The sequence below is a fragment of the Anaerobium acetethylicum genome (assembly GCF_900096945.1).
Classification (GTDB): Bacteria; Bacillota; Clostridia; order Lachnospirales; family Lachnospiraceae; genus Anaerobium; species Anaerobium acetethylicum.
Genome location: NZ_FMKA01000004.1, coordinates 197,439 through 217,265, shown reverse-complemented (window position 1 = coordinate 217,265; position 19,827 = coordinate 197,439). Strand labels below are relative to the sequence as shown.

The window sequence follows — 19,827 nt, the reverse complement described above, 5'->3', positions numbered from 1 at the left end:
CAAGCATAGTCTGGAAGTGCAGATAGAGAATTGGATGCATATCCAGAGAATTAGATTTAGATAAATAGCATTAGATTCATAAAAATAGAATTAGATTCATAAAAATAGAATTAGATTCATAAAAATAGAATTAGATTCATATCAATAGAATGGAGAAACGATTCATATCAAGAGAATAGAGAATTGATTTACATTCAGATAATACGGGGTTGATTTATATACTATGAAGTGAGTACATAGGAATACATCTTGGTTTGGTGAGAAACCGCCAGTGAGGGCAATGAAATTACAATGTTTCACGTGAAACATTGTTTAAGTGGTAGATTATAATTTTGAATAATGCTATAATGATAAATGTGTTTATGCAGATGAAGAAAGGGGATTACAATGGGAAGAGCTATCGCAGTGGCAAATCAAAAAGGCGGAGTAGGAAAGACGACTACAGCCATTAATCTCTCGGCATCTCTTGCAGAATTAGGACAAAAAGTGCTAGTAATTGATCTTGATCCCCAGGGAAATACAACAAGTGGTTTTGGACTTAATCGAAACGAACTGGAGTATACAGTTTACAACCTTATTCTCGGTGAATGTAAGGTCGAAGACTGCATGAAGGAAGATGTGATAGAAAATTTATCGATAATTCCATCAAGTGTCGATCTTGCAGCAGCTGAAATTGAACTTATTGGTGTCGAAGGAAGAGAATTCATTATTAAGAGAGCAATAGATGAAATTAAGGACGATTATGATTTTATCATTATAGATTGTCCTCCATCCTTAAGCATGCTTACAATTAATGCTATGACGACAGCAGATACAGTACTTGTTCCTATTCAGTGTGAGTATTATGCTTTAGAAGGATTAACGCAGCTTATGCATACAATAAACCTGGTCAAGGGCCGCCTTAATCCATATCTTGAATTGGAAGGCGTTGTTTTCACAATGTATGATGCAAGGACAAACTTGTCCTTACAGGTAGTTGAGAACGTTAAAAGCAATTTGAAACAGAATATTTATAAAACGATAATACCAAGGAATATAAGGCTTGCTGAATCACCAAGCCACGGGCTTCCGATTAACTTGTATGATCCAAAATCGACAGGGGCGGAAAGCTACAGACTTCTGGCTGAAGAAGTAATCAAAAGAGGAAAAGAGGAAGACGAATGGCAGTAAAAAGAGGAGGACTGGGTAAAGGACTTGACTCCCTTATACCTGAGACCATAATCAAGACGGATGTTAAAAAGACAGCAAAGAGTACAAAAGAGAATGTTGTTGAAACAAAACTTAACATAAATAAAGTTGAGCCTAACAGAAATCAGCCAAGAAAAGCGTTTGACGAGGATTCCCTGATTGAACTGGCAGATTCAATCAAACAGTTCGGTATTCTTCAGCCACTTCTTGTACAGCAGAAAGATGGCTACTATGAAATTATTGCAGGTGAAAGAAGATGGCGTGCAGCAAAACTTGCAGGCCTTAAGGAAGTACCGGTGTTGGTCAGAAAGTATTCGGATCAGGAAGTGCTTGAGATTTCACTTGTTGAAAATATTCAAAGAGAGAATCTGAATCCGATAGAAGAGGCGCTGGCATACAAACGCCTGTTGGAGGAATTTAAGCTCAAACAGGATGAGATTGCAGAAAGAGTATCAAAAAGCAGAACAGCGGTAACAAACTCCATGAGGCTTCTGAAACTTGATAAAAGGGTACAGCAGATGATCATTGATGAGATGCTGACACCAGGCCATGCAAGAGCTCTTATTGCAATTGAAAATCCGGAAATTCAATATGCATTAGCTACTAAAATTTTTGATGAGAAGTTGAGTGTCAGGGAAACAGAGTTGTTGATCAATAAAATGACAACAAAAACGGAAAAGAAAAAACCTGAGGTTTCTGACCACCAGAAATTCATTTATAAAGATATTGAAGAAAAAATGATCAGTATTTTTGGAACAAAAGTAGCTGTCAACTCAAAGAACAGAGACAAAGGTAAAATAGAAATAGAGTATTATTCAAGCGAAGATCTCGAAAGAATACTTGATTTATTCATGTCAATACAAAACTAAAGCCAGGCTATCCTGTGTGCAAAGAAAAACAGATCAAGTATATTGGAAAGGGATTGTTAAAATGAATAGCAGTATCATAGATTTTCTTAAGGAATACCTAGTATTCATAGTATGTGGAGTAGCAGCATTTTCTATCATTCTGCTGATTATGCTTATAGTTTCTCTTGTGAAAATCAGAAAACTAAATAAGAAATACAGTTTGTTTATGAATGGAAAAAATGCTGAAAGCCTCGAAGATGTGATATTAAAAAGATTCAGCGAAATAGACGAATTGAAATTTTCAGACAGGGTAAATAAAAGTGATATAAAAAGAATTGATGAAAACCTCATGGTAACATTCCAAAAAGTGGGGATGGTCAAGTACGATGCATTTAAGGAAATGGGAGGGAAATTAAGCTTTTCTCTTGCGTTGCTGAACAGCAGAAACGATGGACTTGTTCTGAATTCCATGCATAGCAGGGAGGGCTGCTATACTTATATAAAGGAAATTGTAAAGGGCGAGTCTTTTATAGTTTTATCAGAAGAAGAGAAGGAAGCTTTGGATCAGGCAATTCGATCAAATGATTTCAATATAAAAATATGAAGTAAGTAACAAAAACAAGTGTCCGGGATATAGTTCTGGACACTTGTTTTTGTTATTAGTGAGCATAGACCAGTATGTTATAAAAGGGTACTGTTCTGAATCCAAGTCCAGCAAGAGATTTTTATGCTGGATTTGCATGCAAATCCGAGTCATACGTTCGCCAAATGGATCATTTTCAAGCTGTACGTATTATCCGTGACTATGATGAACGTAGTTCTGAATAGTCACAGATAATGTTATAATACAGGAGCATAAACATGAATTCTGGTATAAAGAATAAACCAGAAAAGACGCTAAGCATTATTGCTTTAGCGGCTTTCCTGGTTTTATTCAGCTGCATGATCATTGAGATCTATGCAGCTGTTATGTTATTTCAAGAGGATTAAAATGATGATATTGAGTGTGATAAAACTTATTTTGCTGCAGGAATGTTTCCTTTTCCGTAGTACGCTATCATATATAAGTCTTTTAATTCAGTTACTAATGGAAGTCTTGGGTTTGCAGTTGTACACTGATCACCGAAAGCTAAATCTGCAAGTTCGTCTACTTTATTAGAGAATGCTTTTTCTTCGATTCCAAATTCCTTTAAAGTTGCAGGAATTTCTAAGTATTCGTTTAATTTTTCAACTTCCTGTGCAAATTTTTCAACAGCGTCGTTGTTGTTCTTTGGATTAAGTCCTAATTTCTTAGCAAGATCAAAGATTTTATCGCCAACGATGTAGTGTTCATATTTAGGGAAAGCTGTAAATTTAGTAGGGCATTCCGCTCCATTGTATCTGATTACGTGTGGAAGAAGGATTGCATTTGCACAGCCGTGAGGTACGTGGAATTCTCCGCCAAGCTTATGAGCGAGGGAGTGGTTGATTCCAAGGAATGCATTTGTAAATGCCATACCAGCGATTGTTGATGCATTATGCATTTTTTCACGTGCTGTAGGATCTTTTGCTCCGTTCGTGAATGAGCTCTTCAGGTACTGGAATACGAGTTCAATTGCCTTAACTGCAAGGGCATCTGAGTAATCGGAAGCCATGATTGAAACGTATGCTTCAAATGCATGAGTAAGAACATCCATACCTGTCCAAGCTGTTGATTTTTTAGGAACTGACATTACGAAATCTGGATCGATGATTGCAACATCAGGAGTTAATTCATAATCTGCTAATGGGTATTTCTTGTTTTCAGTTTTGTCTGAAATAACTGCGAATGAAGTTACTTCTGAACCCGTTCCTGAAGTAGTAGGGATTGCAACAAACTGAGCTTTCTTTCCAAGCATTGGGAATTTGTATGCTCTCTTTCTGATATCAAGGAATTTTAAGGACATGTTCTTGAAGTCAGCTTCTGGATGTTCATAGAAAAGCCACATTCCTTTTGCTGCATCGATTGCTGATCCGCCACCGAGTGCGATGATAACATCAGGATTGAAGTTTTTCATTGCTTCAACACCTTTATTGATTGTATCTAATGAAGGATCTGGTTCTACCTGGTCAAAGATTTCGCAGTGAACATACTGTTCTCTTTTTCTTAACTGGTATAAAACTTTATTTACATATCCCAACTGAGTCATTGAAGGATCAGTTACGATGAATGCTTTTGTGATGTTAGGCATCTTGCTTAAGTAAGCTGTTGAGCCTGATTCAAAATAAATTCTATCCGGAATTTTAAACCACTGCATGTTGTTTCTCCTTTTTGCCACACGTTTTACGTTAACTAAGTCGACAGCTGATACGTTACGTGTTGTTGAGTTTCCGCCGTATGAACCGCAGCCAAGAGTCAATGAAGGCATGTTGGTGTTGTAAAGATCACCGATTGCACCGTGTGTTGATGGGGAGTTGATGATGATACGTCCGGTTTTCATTCTGTTGGAGAAAGCGTTGATTACTTCGTTATCTGTTGAGTGGAGTACTGATGAGTGTCCCATTCCGCCGAGTATTAACATTTTCTCACATAAATCGAATCCATCTTCAACATTCTTTGCCTTTACAACAGCAAGAACTGGGGATAACTTTTCTTTTGAAAGAGGGTACTGTGGACCAACGCCTGCAAGTTCAGTACAAAGAACCTTTGTTTCCTTAGGAATCGTGATTCCTGCAAGTGCTGCGATCTGGTATGGAGCCTTTCCTACGATTGCAGGATTAACTGCGCCTTTTTCAAGGTTGATTACAACTGGTTCAAGTTTTTTGATTTCTTCTTTTGTTGCAAAATAGCATCCAGCTTTTTTCATTAAAGCTACTACCTTATCATAAACAGGAGCCTCGATGACTGCAGCCTGCTCTGATGCACAGATCATACCATTATCAAAAGATTTTGAAAGTACTAAATCGTTAACCGCACGTTCAAGTACTGCAGTTTTTTCGATAAAGCATGGAACGTTACCAGGTCCAACGCCGAGTGCAGGTTTTCCTGAAGAATAGGCCTGTTTAACCATTCCTGATCCGCCTGTTGCAAGGATTAAAGCTACTCCTGGATGATTCATCAGTTCCTGTGTTGCTTCAAGTGAAGGGTATTCAATCCACTGAATACAGTTTTCAGGAGCACCGGCAGCGATTGCAGCATCTCTGAGTGCGAGAGCGGCAGCTTTTGAACACTGCTGAGCGCTTGGATGGAAACCGAAGATGATTGGGTTTCTTGTCTTAGCACATGAAATTGCTTTGAACATAGTAGTTGAAGTTGGGTTTGTTACCGGAGTAACACCTGCTACAATACCGATTGGTTCAGCTACAAGCATGAAGTCGTCTTCTTCGTTTTCTTCTATGATACCGACAGTTTTCTGGTATTTGATTGAATGCCAGATATATTCAGTCGCGAAAATGTTTTTTGTGATTTTGTCTTCGTAGATTCCTCTGCCAGTTTCTTCAACTGCCATTTTTGCAAGTTCCTGCTGTTTTGCAAGTCCTGCTAAAGCCATCTGATGAACGATGTTATCAACTGTTTCCTGGTCGAGCTTTAAATATTCTTTTAAAGCTATCTGCGCGTTATCAACGAGCTGGTTAACATGTTCTTTTGCTGTTGGTATTTTCTTTTCTTCCATCAAAAATTCCTCCTAAAAGTATGGCGGGACTACCCCTGATTTATTATGTTAAATATTTAACTGTATTGTTAAAAGTTTATCTAGATGTATCTTAACAGATACAAAAAAGATTGTCAATAAAATAACGAAAAAAAATAAAATTTTAATATGGAAATATATGGGCAAAAAAAGACGCTGCGGCTGCCAGATCTGAGAATGACAGGAACGGATTGCTGGTTCTGCAATTTGTGTGCATCTTTGTGACTATGAAGGATATAGTCCTGAATAGTTACTTCTTTCCTTATAATAAAGAACGTTTTATATCACCAATATGAGAGTATGGAAGAAAAGCAAATATAGAAGGATAATGGTATCTTTACCATAACGAAATATATATTTTCGAAAATGCTTGACGCATCGGTACAGACATGATATAGTAAACAAGTATTACAGAAGTATTAATGGATTTCACATATTTTTAGAAAATATATGTATTCTGCTGGTATATATATATTTTGTAGAAATGTGTGAATTTTTTTATTTACAATGGAGTATAAATAAAATAATTAGGAGGTACCTCAATGAATAAAGGTACAGTAAAATGGTTTAACGCAGAAAAAGGTTTTGGATTTATCACAGCAGATAACGGAAATGACGTATTCGTTCATTTTTCAGCTATCGAAGGAGACGGATTCAAATCATTAGACGAAGGTCAGTCAGTTAGCTTTGAAATCACTCAGGGCAACAGAGGAGATCAGGCTACTAACGTAACCAGACTTTAATTAGCAGGGTTATTATTAAATAGTTTGTAGCGTGAAAACGTAAACGGAGGCTGCCTCCAACTAATATTATGTTAGTTGGAGGCAGTCTTTTTATGTCAAGGACAGGTTCGTCCTATAAGATAAAAATCCATATAAAACGCACCACTTAAAATAAGAAGCTAGGGCTTGCAAAATAAAATATACTATTATATAATGAGTGCAATGATTAAAATTAACACTGTTAGAAGAGTAAAATGGCGTTTGCGAAAACCGAAACAAGCATTTCGACATACGGCATAATCAGGTTTTAGCTTATGTTACAAGTAAGTTGCCAAGCGGATTAAGGGATATCTTTGCTAAACTTAAGGGTTCGGTGAATTAGAGAGCGGATTCTTTCGTCCTGTGTCAGTGGATGAGAGGATTTTTTTTTATCTCGTAGCAAAGTTCGTTCTATGAAATACAGGTTACGAATAGAATGGCAATCAGGTAAATGATCTTATAGCTTCAATCATAAATAGAAAAAGAAAGGCATGGTATAAGGATGTTAGATATCAAATTATTAAGAACTAATTTTGAAGACGTGGAAAAAGCACTTTCAACAAGAAACGAAGATTTTGATTTAAGCAGATTTAAAGATTTAGACGAAAAAAGAAGAGCATTATTATCGGAAGTTGAAGTACTGAAAGCGGAGCAGAATGCAGTTTCTAAAAAAGTACCTGCTATGAAAAAAGAAGGAAAGGATGTTTCTGCAATCTTTGAAGAAATGAAAATCCTTTCAGATAAAGTGAAAGAAATGGACAAGGAAGTATCGTTAGTTGAAACTGAGTTAAATGATTTCATGCTCACGCTTCCAAACATTCCAAATCCGACTGTTCCGGCAGGCGCTTCTGATGAAGACAATGTGGAAATAAGAAGATTCGGCGATCCTACGAAATTTGATTTTGAACCTAAAGCACACTGGGATCTGGGATCAGACCTGGGAATCGTAGACGCTGAAACTGCTGCTAAGGTTTCAGGCTCAAGATTTACTTTTTACAAGGGTGCAGGAGCAAGGCTTGAGAGAGCAATCATCAACTTTTTCCTTGATACGCATACGGAAAAACATGGCTATACAGAAGTATTCCCTCCTTTCATGGTAAGCAGGGAAAGTATGACCGGAACAGGCCAGCTTCCGAAATTTGAAGATGATGCTTACAAGGTACAGGGTGATGGAAAGGAATATTTCCTTGTTCCGACAGCTGAAGTTCCTGTAACAAATATGTACAGGGAACAGATTTTAGACGGAAGCCAGCTTCCTATCAAACATGCCGCTTACACTGCTTGTTTCAGGGCAGAGGCAGGTTCAGCAGGAAGGGATACGAGAGGACTGATCAGGCAGCATCAGTTTAACAAGGTGGAGCTGGTTAAATTCACAAAACCTGAAGATTCTTATGCAGAATTGGAAAAACTTACTGCAGATGCAGAAGAAGTGCTGAAGATTCTTGGCCTTCCTTACAGGGTCGTGAAAATCTGTATGGGCGATCTGGGATTCACAGCTGCTATGAAATATGACATCGAAGTATGGATGCCAAGCTACAACAGATATGTTGAAATTTCAAGCTGCAGTAACTTCGAAGAATTCCAGGCAAGAAGAGCAAATATCAAATACAAGGATAATGTGAAAGATAAGGCAAAATTCATCCATACATTAAACGGAAGCGGTGTCGCTGTAGGACGTACGACAGCAGCTATCCTTGAGAATTATCAGCAGGCAGACGGAAGCATTAAGGTTCCTGAAGCACTGATCGGATATATGGGCGGATTGACTGAAATCAAGAAATAGGGAAACAGGAAAGATAGATACCTTAAGCATAGGGAAGAGGTGAGTTTAGTGCATAGTTATTTAAGAGCAATAGGTTTTAATATGAAAAAGAAGAAAGAAATAGAAGAAATTGTAAAAGAAGTGATCAAGGCACCAGCGAGCATAAAAACGGCAAGAATAAACGAAGACGTTGAAATTACTCAGATCTCAAAGAATTTTTCCGAACGTGTCGGTCTGACACTGGTGGGAGAGTATAATGAGAGCAATGAGTTTATTATGGATTATTATTATCCATACTTCAATGGATCCGGAGTTACGACTTCTGAAGATGTGGTAGTTGAAAAACATTCAGATAAGGAGTCTTATGCCGGTGTATGCGATGAAATGAAGGTTGGCGTTTCACTTATATTTTATCTTCAGGATGTTGCAGAATATATGAACGGAAGGCGCGAGGGTAGCATGTCTAAACAGAATACAGCCGTAACCCTTTCCGGTCTTTCCCTGTCAGGAAAGATTATTCTTCCGATCAGCAAAAATGAAGAGCAGAAGATTAACTACAAGGAAGCAAGTGTTAATAGAAGCCATCTGATAGCGGCTGCGAGACAGGGCGATGAGGAGGCAATAGAGAGCCTCACGCTGGAAGATATTGATACCTACACCCAGATTTCCAGAAGGATCATGCATGAGGATGTCTTTACGCTTGTAGATACTTATTTTATGCCTTATGGTATTGAATGCGAGCAGTATTCGGTAATGGGCGAGATACTTGATTATTCGCTTGTGAAAAACAGCATGACGGGTGCAGAAATATATATGCTATCCATAGAGTGCAACGAGATGATATTTGATGTCTGCATAAATAAGGAAGATATCCTTGGAGAACCGGCAGTCGGAAGACGCTTTAAAGGCGTAATATGGATGCAGGGAAAAATCGATTTTATGTAGAAGTCGGAATATGCAATGTTGGTTAATGTTCACTCCGTAAATAGCAACCAATAGTGCATGTGTACTTAAATTAATAAATGAATTGACATTTTATGAATAAAAGGTTAGAATATCATAGACGACTTTTTTAGCCGTCTATGTAATATGTTTCCGTAGCTCAGTAGGATAGAGCGATCGCCTCCTAAGCGATAGGCCGTGCGTTCGAATCGCATCGGGAACATTATAGATAATAAAAATGCCGGGAATCGATGATTCCCGGCATTTTGCTATTTATAAGGATTAGTATGTCAAAAGCCCTCTTGTAACCTTCGCTCGCAATCTATCAAGCAGTGATACAAAATATGAATTGATGAGCAGCTTTATGAAGATGTTGGTATTTGGGCCGCGTATTTTGCGGCCTTACGTACCACTACGTCTTCATCTAAGCGAGAGCGCGCTGCGAATCAACATGTTTTGCATCACGTCCTAATTTTTTGTTAATACATTCTCCGTCTTCTTCTTTTAGGGCGTCTTTTAGCAGGAAATTTTCTGCTTCGCAATGAAAACTGGCTGCTTCGGAAACTGGATCCTCTCAGGAATAGATAGATTCCTGCGCCAACAATCAGAATACCCAGAATTACTTTTATGTTAATTTTGATAAAGTTTCTCTTATCTGGGACTGGCTCAGCAGTTTCAGCAGTATCAGAGCTGATTGTTTTTCCAAATGCAAATTCCTGTATATCGGATTTCTGCATGTCTATGGAGGTTCCACCTATATAACGGTCAAGATAGGTGTAGGCGAGCCTGCCAACGGCTTCTGTATCGCCGGCTGTTCCTGCAGTGCCGGCATCAGTATCTTGAGAATCAGAATGTTCGGATCGATCTGTATCATCAAATTCCAGGGCGGGAGATGCATCGCCAAAGGCTGCAGTATTTGGAAGTACTATATAGCCTGAAGTATTGAGATTTACTGGAGAATTGGTGTTTCCAAAGATGTTGCTCCGGGTATCGAAAAAGCAGGAATCCCCAAGTGTAAAGTTTGTTTCATGCTCAGCTACATTTTCCATGTGGAAATTATTGAAGCCGTAGTCCAGAAGCAGGGCTGTGTCTGTATATACCTGTGTTCCCTGGGTCTTCATGGTGACGCATATAAGCTCCATATCGCCGCGTTTTGCAAAGGTGACGAGGGTATTCAGGGCAACGGTCGTATAGCCTGTCTTTCCGCCTTCACAGCCGTCGTAATGATATTTTGTGTTGCGGAGCATTTTATGGTGGTTTTCAATATATCTGGTTTCGGGCTGTATATTCGTGGCTGGAATCGTATACCGCGGGGTTGCGACAACTGTCCGGAAGGTATCGAGTTCAAGTGCCGCCCTGGAAATCAGAGCCATGTCATAGGCAGTGGTATAATGGGTCTCATCGGGAAGTCCGTTTGCATTTGAAAAATGGGTGTTTTCGCATCCAAGCTCTTTTGCCTTCTTATTCATCATGTCAATGAAGGAATCAAGATCGCCGCCTACGTGTTCGGCTACAGCATAGGAGACTTCGTTTGCAGAGGCGAGCATGATGCCGTAGAGGCAGTTCTCCATAGAAAGCTGTTCATCGACGTCAATGCCGATATGGCTGCTGTCTCTTTCTATTCCGAATATCGCCTCTCTTGAAAATGTGACGACCTCGTCCAGGCTGCTGTTTTCAATTGCAAGCAGGGTTGTCATGATTTTTGTGATGCTGGCGGGATAATGTTCATCATGAATGTTTTTTTCGTAAAGGATGGCGCCTGTAGAAGCTTCCATGATGATGGCTGATTCTGCAGCCACCTGAGGGCCCTCAGGCCAGCCTTCGATTTCATTTGTCTGTATGGTATGGCTTGTACAGTCGGTAACTGTGGCAAGCGTTTCTGTATTTGCGGCGTTTGTATGTAATATGCTGGAAAGGCATATGATAGGCAGTAGAAGGGCAGCAATCAAAGTTCTTGTTTTTTTCATCTATTTAAAATCTCCTTATATGGGCTTGGAAAAAACAGTGGTGCGGTAAGACCGCACCACTATGCACTATTAAGCCTAATTATATGGTATTTTTAAGAAAGTAGCAATATAATATGCGATGAAATAAGTGTGAAAAAAGAACCTCCGGGAATCATCTTCCGGAGGTTTGCTCTTTATGTCGTTTGATGATCTTGAGGCGGGTGAAATCCTCCCGTTCTTTTTCCTCAAGGGCTTCCTGAATGCTTTTGCTCAAGGCCTCGTAGGCAGGAATTGTGATATTCTTCAGTGCATTTGCACGTTTCTGGGTTTTCTTGATATTTGCTGCAAGCCTGTAGGCGGAATTTTCAACCATTGATAGCTTGATGGTGAGCTCCTTTACTTTTCTGAAAGCCGCATATGCCCGGTCAAGGGATTCTCTTGTGCTGTAATAGGCATAGGTAGGCATGTCAGACCCGGGAATGAACTCTACGAGTGGGATTTCGGTCCCCATGATGCTTCGTGTCTTGATGCGGATGGAGTCTTCAATGGGAACGGTAGAGGAAATTTCCTCTACATAGCTTATGCCTAGTTCCATGTTTGCCTTCTGGAGGGAGCTGTAGGCGGCAGTGAAGGTGGCATCTATTTCAGCCTGGATGCCCTTCGCTTCGCTGATCAGTGCCATAAGCTCCCGGATAAGGATGTTACGTTTTTTATCCATAAGATCAAAGCCCTGTCTGGCAAGGGCCAGGGAGTTTTTGGCCAATATCAGGTTGCCTTTTGTGGGAAAGGTATTTGGATCCATACTATCACCTCTTACTCTGCTGCGTTGTAGTATTGTTCAAGTATAGCTGTATTGATGCGGTCCAGCTCTTCTTTAGGAAGGAGCCTTAAGAGCTCCCAGCCCTTGTTCAGGGTGGTTTCTATCGTCCTGTTCTCGACTTCTCCCTGTCCGACAAATTCTGATTCGAAAGCCCTTCCGAAGGTCAGGTATTTTTTATCAATGGGCGACAGCTCATCCTCGCCGATAACGGAAGCAAGGGCTCTTGCCTGCCCGACTTTTGCATAGGATGAGAAAAGCTGGTTTGCGACGTCCTGGTGGTCAGCTCTTGTATAGCCTTCGCCGATTCCATCCTTCATAAGACGCGAAAGGGAAGGGAGGACATTGATTGGAGGGTATATGGCCTGGCCATGGAGATAGCGGTCAAGTACAATCTGCCCTTCAGTAATGTAGCCCGTAAGATCCGGTATCGGATGTGTAATGTCATCATTCGGCATGGTCAGGATCGGTATCTGGGTTACGGAGCCGTCGACGCCGTCAATGATTCCGGCCCTTTCATAGATGGTGGCCAGTTCGCTGTACAGATATCCGGGGAAGCCCTTTCGGGAAGGGATCTCTCCTTTCGAGGAAGAAACCTCGCGGAGGGCTTCAGAAAATGAGGTCATGTCCGTCAGGATTACAAGGATGTGCATGTTCTGTTCAAAGGCAAGGTATTCCGCGGCTGTAAGCGCTACCTTCGGGGTTATGAGCCTTTCGACTACCGGGTCATTGGCAAGGTTCAAAAACATGACGACATGGTCTGCGACACCGCTTTCTTCAAAGGTGCGCCTGAAAAATTCAGCCACGTCGTATTTCACGCCCATGGCTGCAAAAACGATTGCGAACTTTTCATCGGAGCTGTTGTCTCCAAGGGAAGCCTGCTTTACGATCTGAGCCGCCAGTTTATCGTGGGGAAGCCCGTTTCCGGAAAAGATGGGAAGCTTCTGCCCCCTGATCAGAGTCGTAAGGGCATCGATTGCAGAGATTCCGGTCCTTATATAGTTACGCGGATATTTTCTCGAAACGGGGTTCAGGGGAGAGCCGTTTACATTTCTTTTTATGCCGGATATAGTGCCCAGATCGTCTATGGGCTGGCCGACGCCATTAAAGGTCCGTCCCAGAAGTTTTGGAGAAAGTGCGATTTCCATGGGATGCCCGGTCAGTTTCGTGTGGGTGTTCTGCAGGGACATGTTTTCGGTGCCTTCAAATACCTGTATGACGGCTTTGTCCTCGTAAAGCTCTATAATGCGCCCCAGCTTCTTTGTAGTCCTGTCTACGGTTATTTCTACGATTTCCTCGAAAGAGGCGTCCTGGACGCCTTCTAGTACCACAAGGGGGCCGTTGATTTCGCTGAGTCCTAAATATTCAATTGACATAAATCATACCTCCTTATGCATTCTTTTCAATGACCTGATCATAGAAAGCATCAATGTCTTTTTTGTACTGCTCAAATTTTTCCAGCTCGTTATTAGCCACATCATATTTGATTGCGATGATTCGTTCGAAAATGTTGCCTTCTTTGAGGATGGACATAGGCATCCCCATGGTTACCAGAGCCTTGGATTTTGAATAAAGATAGAGGATGACCTCCATCATTTTCAGCTGTTTTAAAAGAGGGACGCAGGTGTCCTCAGGATGGAACGCATTCTGCTGGAGGAAGCCGAGACGGATGACCTTTGCCACCTCAAGGACCAGTTTCTGGTCGTCTGGAAGCACGTCGCTGCCGATCAGCTTAACGATTTCCATCAGGGAGCTTTCCTGGTTCAGGATTGCGACAATCTGGTTGCGGCAGTCGACGAAATCAGGAGATACATGCTGTGCGTACCAGGGAGCAAGATCCCCCAGATATTCGCTGTAGCTGGTCAGCCAGTGTATGGCCGGAAAATGCCTGGAATAGGCCAGTGCCTTATCGAGACCCCAGAAACAGCGGACGAAACGCCTTGTATTCTGTGTGACAGGCTCTGAAAAGTCTCCGCCCTGGGGAGAAACAGCACTGATTATGGAGACGGAGCCTTCGCTGCCATTCAGGTTGCGTACCATGCCGGCCCTTTCATAGAAGGTCGACAATCTGGAAGCAAGATATGCAGGAAAGCCTTCTTCGGCAGGCATCTCTTCCAGACGTCCGGATAATTCCCTCAGTGCTTCTGCCCAGCGGGAGGTGGAGTCTGCCATGATTGCAACGTCGTAGCCCATATCGCGATAGTATTCAGCCAGGGTAATGCCTGTATAGATGCTGGCTTCCCTTGCTGCAACAGGCATGTTTGAGGTGTTTGCAATCAGGGAGGTCCTGTCCATAAGCGGGTTGCCTGACTTGGGATCGACCAGTTTTGAAAAATCTTCAAGAACCTGGGTCATTTCGTTTCCGCGTTCCCCGCAGCCGATGTAGATGATGATATCGGCGTCGGACCATTTTGCAATCTGGTGCTGGGTCATGGTCTTGCCTGTACCGAATCCGCCTGGGACTGCCGCCGTACCGCCCTTTGCTATGGGAAAGAGGGTGTCGAGTATCCGCTGGCCGGTCACCAGGGGTCTGGTGGCAGCGAACCTTGCGTTTACAGGCCTTTGAACCCGGATCGGCCATTTCTGGGTAAGGGTCAGGTTCATTTCTGTTCCGTCATTAAGCTGAAGAACAGCTATGGTATCGTTAATTGTATAGGTTCCATCTGCGGCAACATGAAGAAGGGTGCCGCTGCAATTAGGAGGAACCATTACCCTGTGCAGGATGGACTTTGTCTCAGGGACTTCAGCAAGAATAAATCCGCCGGAGACTTCCTGGCCTGCCTTTGCGGTCATATGTACATCCCATAATCTGGATGTGTCCAGAGCGTTTACAGTCACACCTCTGCTGATGTAGGCCCCCGAAATTTTTGAGATTTCGCTCAGAGGCCTTTGGATCCCGTCAAATATATTGTCGAGAATGCCAGGTGCGAGGGTTACTGAGATGGCATCCCCGGTGGCTTCCACAATTTCACCGGGTCTGAGGCCGGTAGTTTCTTCAAAGACCTGAATGGTCGTAGTATCTGAGGAAAGGCTGATCACCTCTCCTACAAGCTTTTCTTTGCCTACATAGACCATTTCAGACATTCTGAAGCCGGTATTGCCTTTTATATATACAACAGGTCCGTTAATTCCATAAATCAGCCCGGTTTTATTCATTGGAGACACCTCCGTTAAAAGTGAATTCTGTCTTCAGTTCAGAAATCCTGGATGCAAAGGAATTGTCGATCAGGACATTTTTTGAAGGGATGACTGCTCTGGTACCGCCCATGAAGGAATATTCGCTTACAGTAAGCTTTGTGTTTGTAGCGACTTCAAGGCTTCTGTGGCGTGAAGAGTCGGCCGGATCGATGTAGATGATAATTTCTTCTCCTCTGGCAAATGCCTTTGCCTGATTGATCTGGCGGATCAGGAGGGCGTCGTATTCGCTCGTGGAAGTATAGTCTCCAAGAAGATTTGTGAGTTCAGCAAAAAGCATTTCAACAAGTTCTTTCTGTTTGATGTTGAACGTCTTTTTCAGGAGGAGCTGTTCAGAAGAAAGCTCCTTGTTTTTTAAGCGCTGAAGACGCTCTGATTCTGTCTTTATCTGAAGAGCTGACTGCCTCAGCTTTTTCTCCTTGTGTTCTTCAAAAATCTGATCCAGGGCTGCTTTGTGGTCGGAAATAATTTTTTCGCTCTGTAACTGGGCCTCCTCTATGGAGACTTCCTCAAAATGCTTTAATTTTTCTTCCAGGTTCAAGATGTTCACCTTCTTTGCTTTTTTATGTCTACAGTTTAAGCCCGATTGCTTCGTTTATGTAGGATGTGATAAAGTCTGGTTTGCGTCCGGTTCCGTGTCTGTCCGGGATTTCAATGATGAGCGGAAGCTTTCTTTTCAATTTTACATCATCCACGATATCAGGGAATTCGCGGCCGAATTTCTCGGTCAGAAGGATAATGCCGATGGTTTTATCGGCAACTGCTTTTTCAAGCTCGCTTCTCAGCTCGTCCCTTTCATGGACAACGACGCCTTCCACACCGGCAAGGCGCATCCCGGTAAGGGTGTCTACATTATCACTGATCAGATACATGTTCATGGCTTACAGCTTTCCTAATATCATGATGGATACGATCAGGCCGTAGATGGCAACCCCTTCCGCCAGGGCTACAAAGATCAGGGACTTTCCGAAAATACTGGAGTCTTCACTCAACGCACCCAGCGCAGCGCTTGCTGCTGTTGCAACGGCTATGCCGGCACCAATGCAGGAGAGGCCTGTGGAAAGGGCCGCCGCGATCAGACCAAGGCCGGATACGGAAGCGGTTGCGGTTGTTTCCGCAGCCTGCACATTCCCACCGAAGAAAAGGATGTTTGCAAGCACAAGCGTTCCAAAGAAAAAGAAAGTATTAACGCCAAGGGAAGTTTTGAAGCGGCCCCTGTTTTTTTCACCAATCAGATATGCACCGAAAGGGATGATGATGCTCAGGATCAGAGCGGCGATTAAAAGTATTTTTACAAGCATGGTATTGTCCTCCTTTGTTTCTATAACAGTTAGTATATGTTACTGGTTCGAGTAGGGTTTGAACTCCCGCCCGTTTCCTGAAAAGAACCGGCTGAAGATTTCATAGTATTCAAGACGGAGTGCATGGATGCCTACAATCAGGCCTTCCATTCCCATTACAAATAGGTTTCCGAGGATAATGACGATCCAGTTGGGAGACCCTCCGTTTTCGGCTCCGGCCAGCATCATGACTGCTTCCATCATGCCTGCATGGCTCAGGGCGAAAGCCCCGATTCGGACGAAGGAGATTGTGTTCGTCATATAGCTCAGTACGATTTCTATGAGTTCGAATATGGCCTGGGTCAGGAACATGGCTTTGTCTTTCGGAAGATGCTCCGTCTTCTTTTCAACAAGAAGGGCAAGTGGCTCTTTGAAAGTTATGAGAAGAAGCGGTATGAGAAAAAGTACGCCCAGGAGTATTCCGCCCGGCAGGGCATGGCCGGTCATGAAAAGCACGATTATGGCTACGGCAGATCCATAGAATATAAGGCCTGAGATACCATTCTGGTCGAATAGGACCTTTTCTATGTTATGCTGTCTGATGCCGTTTACAATATTGATGATCATTGATATAAGAATCATGGCCATTCCGAAGGCAACTGTAATCACAAGGATCGAATTTAGGGATCCTAAAACGGGCAGGGTGATGAGCATCTCCATGGGCTTCATCCATAATGCAGGAAGGACATCTTCGAATCCGAAAAAGCTTCCGTACAGAAAACCGAACAGGATAGAGGATAAGCCTGCCATTGAAACGATGGCGCCAATATCCATTTTTCTGAATTTGTAAAGAAGGGCGCCGCCGGCTGCAAGAAGAAGTCCCTGTCCGACGTCGCCGAACATGCAGCCGAAAATCAGGATATAGCTCAGTGCAAGGAAAATGGTAGGATCAAATTCGTTATATGCCGGAAGACCGTACATCCTTATGAACGATTCAAAGGGTCTGAAAAGCTTCGGATTTTTAAGCTTTGTAGGCGGTTTTTCAGGGATATTGTTGACATCATCTTCCATAATTACAAAAAGATTGTCATCGTGGGCTACATCTTTTTGCAGGAGCAGGGCATCCTTTTCTGACATCCAGCCGCAGAGTATATAGAAGACGTCGTGGTAGTCCCTGGTGCAGGCAGCCATTTTTCTGATATCGAAGTTTTTTGCAAAGGTTTCCAGCTTTTTATGAGCGGCAAGCAGCTTTTCCTTTATCGATGCCAGCGTATTTGCCGCCCGCATATTGATTGCAGTTATGTCAGCGGAAAGCTCCATGATCTGCTCTTCCAGCCTGGTATAGGCTTCTTCCGGCGTTCCGGTGTATTCATCGGGAAGGAAAAAACGTTCAAAGTGAAGGGATGCATAGACCGCATCGACCTTGTCTTTCTCGCCTACCGGCATAAAGTAGACGCCCCATACATAATTTTCGTCCGAGTGGCATTTGTAGAAGATGGTATTCAGGTCGTCGTAGACGTACCGCTCGAATTTCTGGTAGTATTCATTTGCTATTTTTCCAAATCTGAATCTGATGAAATTGAAATCCAGTATTTTTTCGATATCGTAACGGAGTTCCCGGAAAGGCTGGATTTTAATCAGGGAAGCCTGAAGCTCGTCCCGCTGCTTTTCCAGTTTAGCCTTTTCGGTTCTCATCTGCCTGAGCAGCTCGTCAGTGGAATTGATTATGCTGATTGACTCTTCAATTGAAAGATTATCTGGAAAGGTAACATTTTTCGTATCGATAAGGCTTAAAAATTCTTTTGATTTTGCAAGAAGCTCCTTGTATGGATTGATTTCAATATATGGCTTCAGGCTCTTTACTGTCTTAAGCTCTGAAAGGGCGTTCTCCAGATAGATTTCATATTTGGAGAGATAAGTTTCGGTGACCCTGTCAATATCAGCCTTTGGACCGGCAATGCTAAGAAATTTCATTTTAACAATCAATATTCTGCACCCCCCGTAAGTTATTTGATTATATATTTGATTGTTTCACTTGGCTCAAGACCATATCGGATACATTCGAGCGCTGTCGTGATCTTGTTGATTTCATGTTCCTTGCGGTAGAGATAGGAGTCCAGCACGGCGGCAGAGTAAGGGTTTTTTCTTACTGCGGCGGCATGCATGTTATCGCGGAGCCTGATATACATATCCTCCAGTGTGTGGCTGTCAGCCTGTGGATATATTTTTCCATAGTGGGTAGTTTTCAGGACAGCCGTGAATTCGTTTTCATCTGATGATTCTACCAGATGTACCAGCTGCTCCTTTTTCAATCGGTAGCTGACAGGTATAATTAGTGCGTAGATATCAGCGGCAGACATATGGTAGTAGAATCTGGACCGGTAAATCCACTGGATATTCAGCAGGTCAATCTTGCCGCCATAGGTGACTTTCAGATCCTTCAGCTCCCTGCCTTTCACGACATCAGGGAGGACGTCCCATATATGGGTGAAATAATAGATGTCAAGAGCCAGCTCATAGTCGAACAGAGTGGGGGAAGTCATGCTCTCCAGCCTTATGAGAGGCGGATAGTAAGGGGTTTCCCTGAGAAAGGATACGAATTCTTCTATGGTCGATGCAGTTGAAAGCTTAGCGATATCAATCTGGGAATGCTTCTCAAAAATAATCCTGCTGGATGAGATATCAAAGGCTCCGCCTTTCTGGTTGAACAGCATCCGGAGAAAGGTTTTCAGGGCCGCGACTTCGTATCGTTCAAAATACATGTTCAGGAATTTTCGCTGGTCAGCATCTGCAAATCTGTAAAGCTTGGAAAAATCCTGCTGGATCGTCTTGCGGAGCAGCTTTTCAATCTGTCCCCTGTGAAGCTTCGACTCGTCAACATCAGACAGGAGGCTTTGGTAGGCGGGCTGTCTCCTTAAAAAAGCCACAGCTTCAGGTATGCTGCTCTGCATGGCAAGTTCTCTGTATTCATTATCGCTAAGCAGATCTGCCTGCATAGACCTTATTTTAGTGGCAATAGCGCCATAGGAAAATAAACTGCCCATATCAATCAGCTCCTATTACTTTTTTTAACAGCTCCTGTGCAAGTTCTGTATGATGCGAGTGATAAAGGTTTGTGATCCTTTCCAGTTCCGAATCCGTAGCATCCCGTAAACGGGAGAGCTCTTCTGAAAGCTGTCTGTCCAGCTGCCCGGTCAGTTCTGAGATGCTTTTTGCCGTCTCAGCATCGGTTTCGGCGTCGAATGCATCCATTCTTTTTATGTTTTCCAGGGAAAGGGCTTTTTTCTGGATGGAGGCATCCTCGATAATGCCTGTTGAAATTGCCTCGATTTGCGATAGTCTGTTTACTACTTCTTCCATAATTACACGCTCCTGATTGTTTTCCTGACTGTCAGTTTATTCTTAGATGTTCATGCCTGTTTTATTTAACAGAAAGGT

At 42.5% G+C, this 19,827-nt stretch carries 18 protein-coding genes and 1 tRNA gene; 8 read left to right on the top strand and 11 right to left on the bottom strand.

Going from position 1 to position 19,827, the window contains the following annotated elements:
- Window positions 1-387 precede the first annotated feature (387 nt).
- The 4 genes from BJR36_RS06225 (at window position 388) to BJR36_RS20865 (ending at window position 3,026) form a co-directional block, all read left to right on the top strand.
- On the top strand, window positions 388-1,170 hold the full coding sequence (locus BJR36_RS06225; RefSeq protein ID WP_091231645.1) for a ParA family protein: 783 nt from the start codon (window positions 388-390) through the stop codon (window positions 1,168-1,170).
- A complete protein-coding gene (locus tag BJR36_RS06220; protein WP_091231643.1) occupies window positions 1,161-2,057 on the top strand; it encodes a ParB/RepB/Spo0J family partition protein in 897 nt (298 codons plus the stop codon). Before BJR36_RS06225 ends, BJR36_RS06220 begins: the two co-directional genes overlap by 10 nt.
- 16 nt (window positions 2,058-2,073) lie before the next feature.
- Window positions 2,074-2,640, top strand: coding sequence for a DUF4446 family protein (locus tag BJR36_RS06215; protein WP_330387833.1), 567 nt, complete (start codon window positions 2,074-2,076; stop codon window positions 2,638-2,640).
- Between the two features lie 257 nt (window positions 2,641-2,897).
- A complete protein-coding gene (locus tag BJR36_RS20865; protein ID WP_278276580.1) occupies window positions 2,898-3,026 on the top strand; it encodes a hypothetical protein in 129 nt (42 codons plus the stop codon).
- 26 nt (window positions 3,027-3,052) lie between these two features.
- Here BJR36_RS20865 and adhE read toward each other — a convergent pair whose 3' ends face one another.
- On the bottom strand, window positions 3,053-5,668 hold the full coding sequence (gene adhE / locus BJR36_RS06210) for a bifunctional acetaldehyde-CoA/alcohol dehydrogenase (RefSeq protein ID WP_091231639.1): 2,616 nt from the start codon (window positions 5,666-5,668) through the stop codon (window positions 3,053-3,055).
- 560 nt (window positions 5,669-6,228) lie between these two features.
- Between adhE and BJR36_RS06205 the strand changes: the two genes are divergently transcribed.
- The 4 genes from BJR36_RS06205 (at window position 6,229) to BJR36_RS06190 (ending at window position 9,374) form a co-directional block, all read left to right on the top strand.
- Complete coding sequence (locus BJR36_RS06205; protein WP_091231637.1) at window positions 6,229-6,429, top strand: cold-shock protein; 201 nt, start codon at window positions 6,229-6,231, stop codon at window positions 6,427-6,429.
- A 520-nt stretch (window positions 6,430-6,949) separates the two neighbouring features.
- Window positions 6,950-8,230, top strand: coding sequence for a serine--tRNA ligase (serS, locus tag BJR36_RS06200; RefSeq protein ID WP_091231635.1), 1,281 nt, complete (start codon window positions 6,950-6,952; stop codon window positions 8,228-8,230).
- 39 nt (window positions 8,231-8,269) lie between these two features.
- Window positions 8,270-9,154 (top strand): DUF3881 family protein, encoded by an 885-nt coding sequence (locus BJR36_RS06195; protein ID WP_330387832.1) that lies wholly within the window; start codon window positions 8,270-8,272, stop codon window positions 9,152-9,154.
- A 146-nt stretch (window positions 9,155-9,300) separates the two neighbouring features.
- Window positions 9,301-9,374: transfer RNA gene (locus tag BJR36_RS06190), tRNA-Arg, on the top strand.
- Between the two features lie 256 nt (window positions 9,375-9,630).
- Here BJR36_RS06190 and BJR36_RS06185 read toward each other — a convergent pair.
- The 10 genes from BJR36_RS06185 to BJR36_RS06140 form a co-directional block, all read right to left on the bottom strand.
- On the bottom strand, window positions 9,631-11,118 hold the full coding sequence (locus BJR36_RS06185) for a D-alanyl-D-alanine carboxypeptidase family protein (RefSeq protein WP_091231630.1): 1,488 nt from the start codon (window positions 11,116-11,118) through the stop codon (window positions 9,631-9,633).
- A gap of 151 nt (window positions 11,119-11,269) precedes the next feature.
- Complete coding sequence (locus BJR36_RS06180; protein WP_091231627.1) at window positions 11,270-11,899, bottom strand: V-type ATP synthase subunit D; 630 nt, start codon at window positions 11,897-11,899, stop codon at window positions 11,270-11,272.
- 11 nt (window positions 11,900-11,910) lie between these two features.
- The gene (locus tag BJR36_RS06175) at window positions 11,911-13,290 is read right to left on the bottom strand and encodes a V-type ATP synthase subunit B (RefSeq protein ID WP_091231624.1); all 1,380 of its coding nucleotides are present in this window, start codon (window positions 13,288-13,290) and stop codon (window positions 11,911-11,913) included.
- Between the two features lie 13 nt (window positions 13,291-13,303).
- On the bottom strand, window positions 13,304-15,070 hold the full coding sequence (locus BJR36_RS06170; RefSeq protein ID WP_091231623.1) for a V-type ATP synthase subunit A: 1,767 nt from the start codon (window positions 15,068-15,070) through the stop codon (window positions 13,304-13,306).
- Window positions 15,063-15,650, bottom strand: coding sequence for a V-type ATP synthase subunit E (locus tag BJR36_RS06165; RefSeq protein ID WP_091231620.1), 588 nt, complete (start codon window positions 15,648-15,650; stop codon window positions 15,063-15,065). Before BJR36_RS06165 ends, BJR36_RS06170 begins: the two co-directional genes overlap by 8 nt.
- 28 nt (window positions 15,651-15,678) lie before the next feature.
- Entirely contained in the window at window positions 15,679-15,987 is a 309-nt protein-coding gene (locus BJR36_RS06160) for a V-type ATP synthase subunit F (protein WP_091231617.1), read from the bottom strand.
- 3 nt (window positions 15,988-15,990) lie between these two features.
- Window positions 15,991-16,410: an ATP synthase subunit C gene (locus BJR36_RS06155; RefSeq protein ID WP_091231615.1), complete on the bottom strand. Its 420-nt coding sequence runs from the start codon at window positions 16,408-16,410 to the stop codon at window positions 15,991-15,993.
- Between the two features lie 39 nt (window positions 16,411-16,449).
- Complete coding sequence (locus BJR36_RS06150) at window positions 16,450-18,375, bottom strand: V-type ATP synthase subunit I (protein ID WP_091231613.1); 1,926 nt, start codon at window positions 18,373-18,375, stop codon at window positions 16,450-16,452.
- 20 nt (window positions 18,376-18,395) lie between these two features.
- Window positions 18,396-19,433 carry a V-type ATPase subunit gene (locus tag BJR36_RS06145; protein ID WP_091231610.1) on the bottom strand — a complete coding sequence of 346 codons (1,038 nt, stop codon included), beginning with the start codon at window positions 19,431-19,433 and terminating at the stop codon, window positions 18,396-18,398.
- Between the two features lies 1 nt (window position 19,434).
- The gene (locus BJR36_RS06140; protein WP_091231607.1) at window positions 19,435-19,749 is read right to left on the bottom strand and encodes a hypothetical protein; all 315 of its coding nucleotides are present in this window, start codon (window positions 19,747-19,749) and stop codon (window positions 19,435-19,437) included.
- Window positions 19,750-19,827 lie beyond the last annotated feature (78 nt).

What these genes read in the sequence shown, in the direction of transcription:
- BJR36_RS06225 (WP_091231645.1), top strand. Translation starts at nt 388, where the DNA reads ATGGGAAGAGCTATCGCAGTGGCAAATCAAAAAGGCGGAGTAGGAAAG.
- BJR36_RS06220 (WP_091231643.1), top strand. Translation starts at nt 1,161, where the DNA reads ATGGCAGTAAAAAGAGGAGGACTGGGTAAAGGACTTGACTCCCTTATA.
- BJR36_RS20865 (WP_278276580.1), top strand. Translation starts at nt 2,898, where the DNA reads ATGAATTCTGGTATAAAGAATAAACCAGAAAAGACGCTAAGCATTATT.
- adhE (WP_091231639.1), bottom strand. Translation starts at nt 5,668, where the DNA reads ATGGAAGAAAAGAAAATACCAACAGCAAAAGAACATGTTAACCAGCTC.
- BJR36_RS06205 (WP_091231637.1), top strand. Translation starts at nt 6,229, where the DNA reads ATGAATAAAGGTACAGTAAAATGGTTTAACGCAGAAAAAGGTTTTGGA.
- serS (WP_091231635.1), top strand. Translation starts at nt 6,950, where the DNA reads ATGTTAGATATCAAATTATTAAGAACTAATTTTGAAGACGTGGAAAAA.
- BJR36_RS06185 (WP_091231630.1), bottom strand. Translation starts at nt 11,118, where the DNA reads ATGAAAAAAACAAGAACTTTGATTGCTGCCCTTCTACTGCCTATCATA.
- BJR36_RS06180 (WP_091231627.1), bottom strand. Translation starts at nt 11,899, where the DNA reads ATGGATCCAAATACCTTTCCCACAAAAGGCAACCTGATATTGGCCAAA.
- BJR36_RS06175 (WP_091231624.1), bottom strand. Translation starts at nt 13,290, where the DNA reads ATGTCAATTGAATATTTAGGACTCAGCGAAATCAACGGCCCCCTTGTG.
- BJR36_RS06170 (WP_091231623.1), bottom strand. Translation starts at nt 15,070, where the DNA reads ATGAATAAAACCGGGCTGATTTATGGAATTAACGGACCTGTTGTATAT.
- BJR36_RS06160 (WP_091231617.1), bottom strand. Translation starts at nt 15,987, where the DNA reads ATGAACATGTATCTGATCAGTGATAATGTAGACACCCTTACCGGGATG.
- BJR36_RS06155 (WP_091231615.1), bottom strand. Translation starts at nt 16,410, where the DNA reads ATGCTTGTAAAAATACTTTTAATCGCCGCTCTGATCCTGAGCATCATC.
- BJR36_RS06145 (WP_091231610.1), bottom strand. Translation starts at nt 19,433, where the DNA reads ATGGGCAGTTTATTTTCCTATGGCGCTATTGCCACTAAAATAAGGTCT.
- BJR36_RS06140 (WP_091231607.1), bottom strand. Translation starts at nt 19,749, where the DNA reads ATGGAAGAAGTAGTAAACAGACTATCGCAAATCGAGGCAATTTCAACA.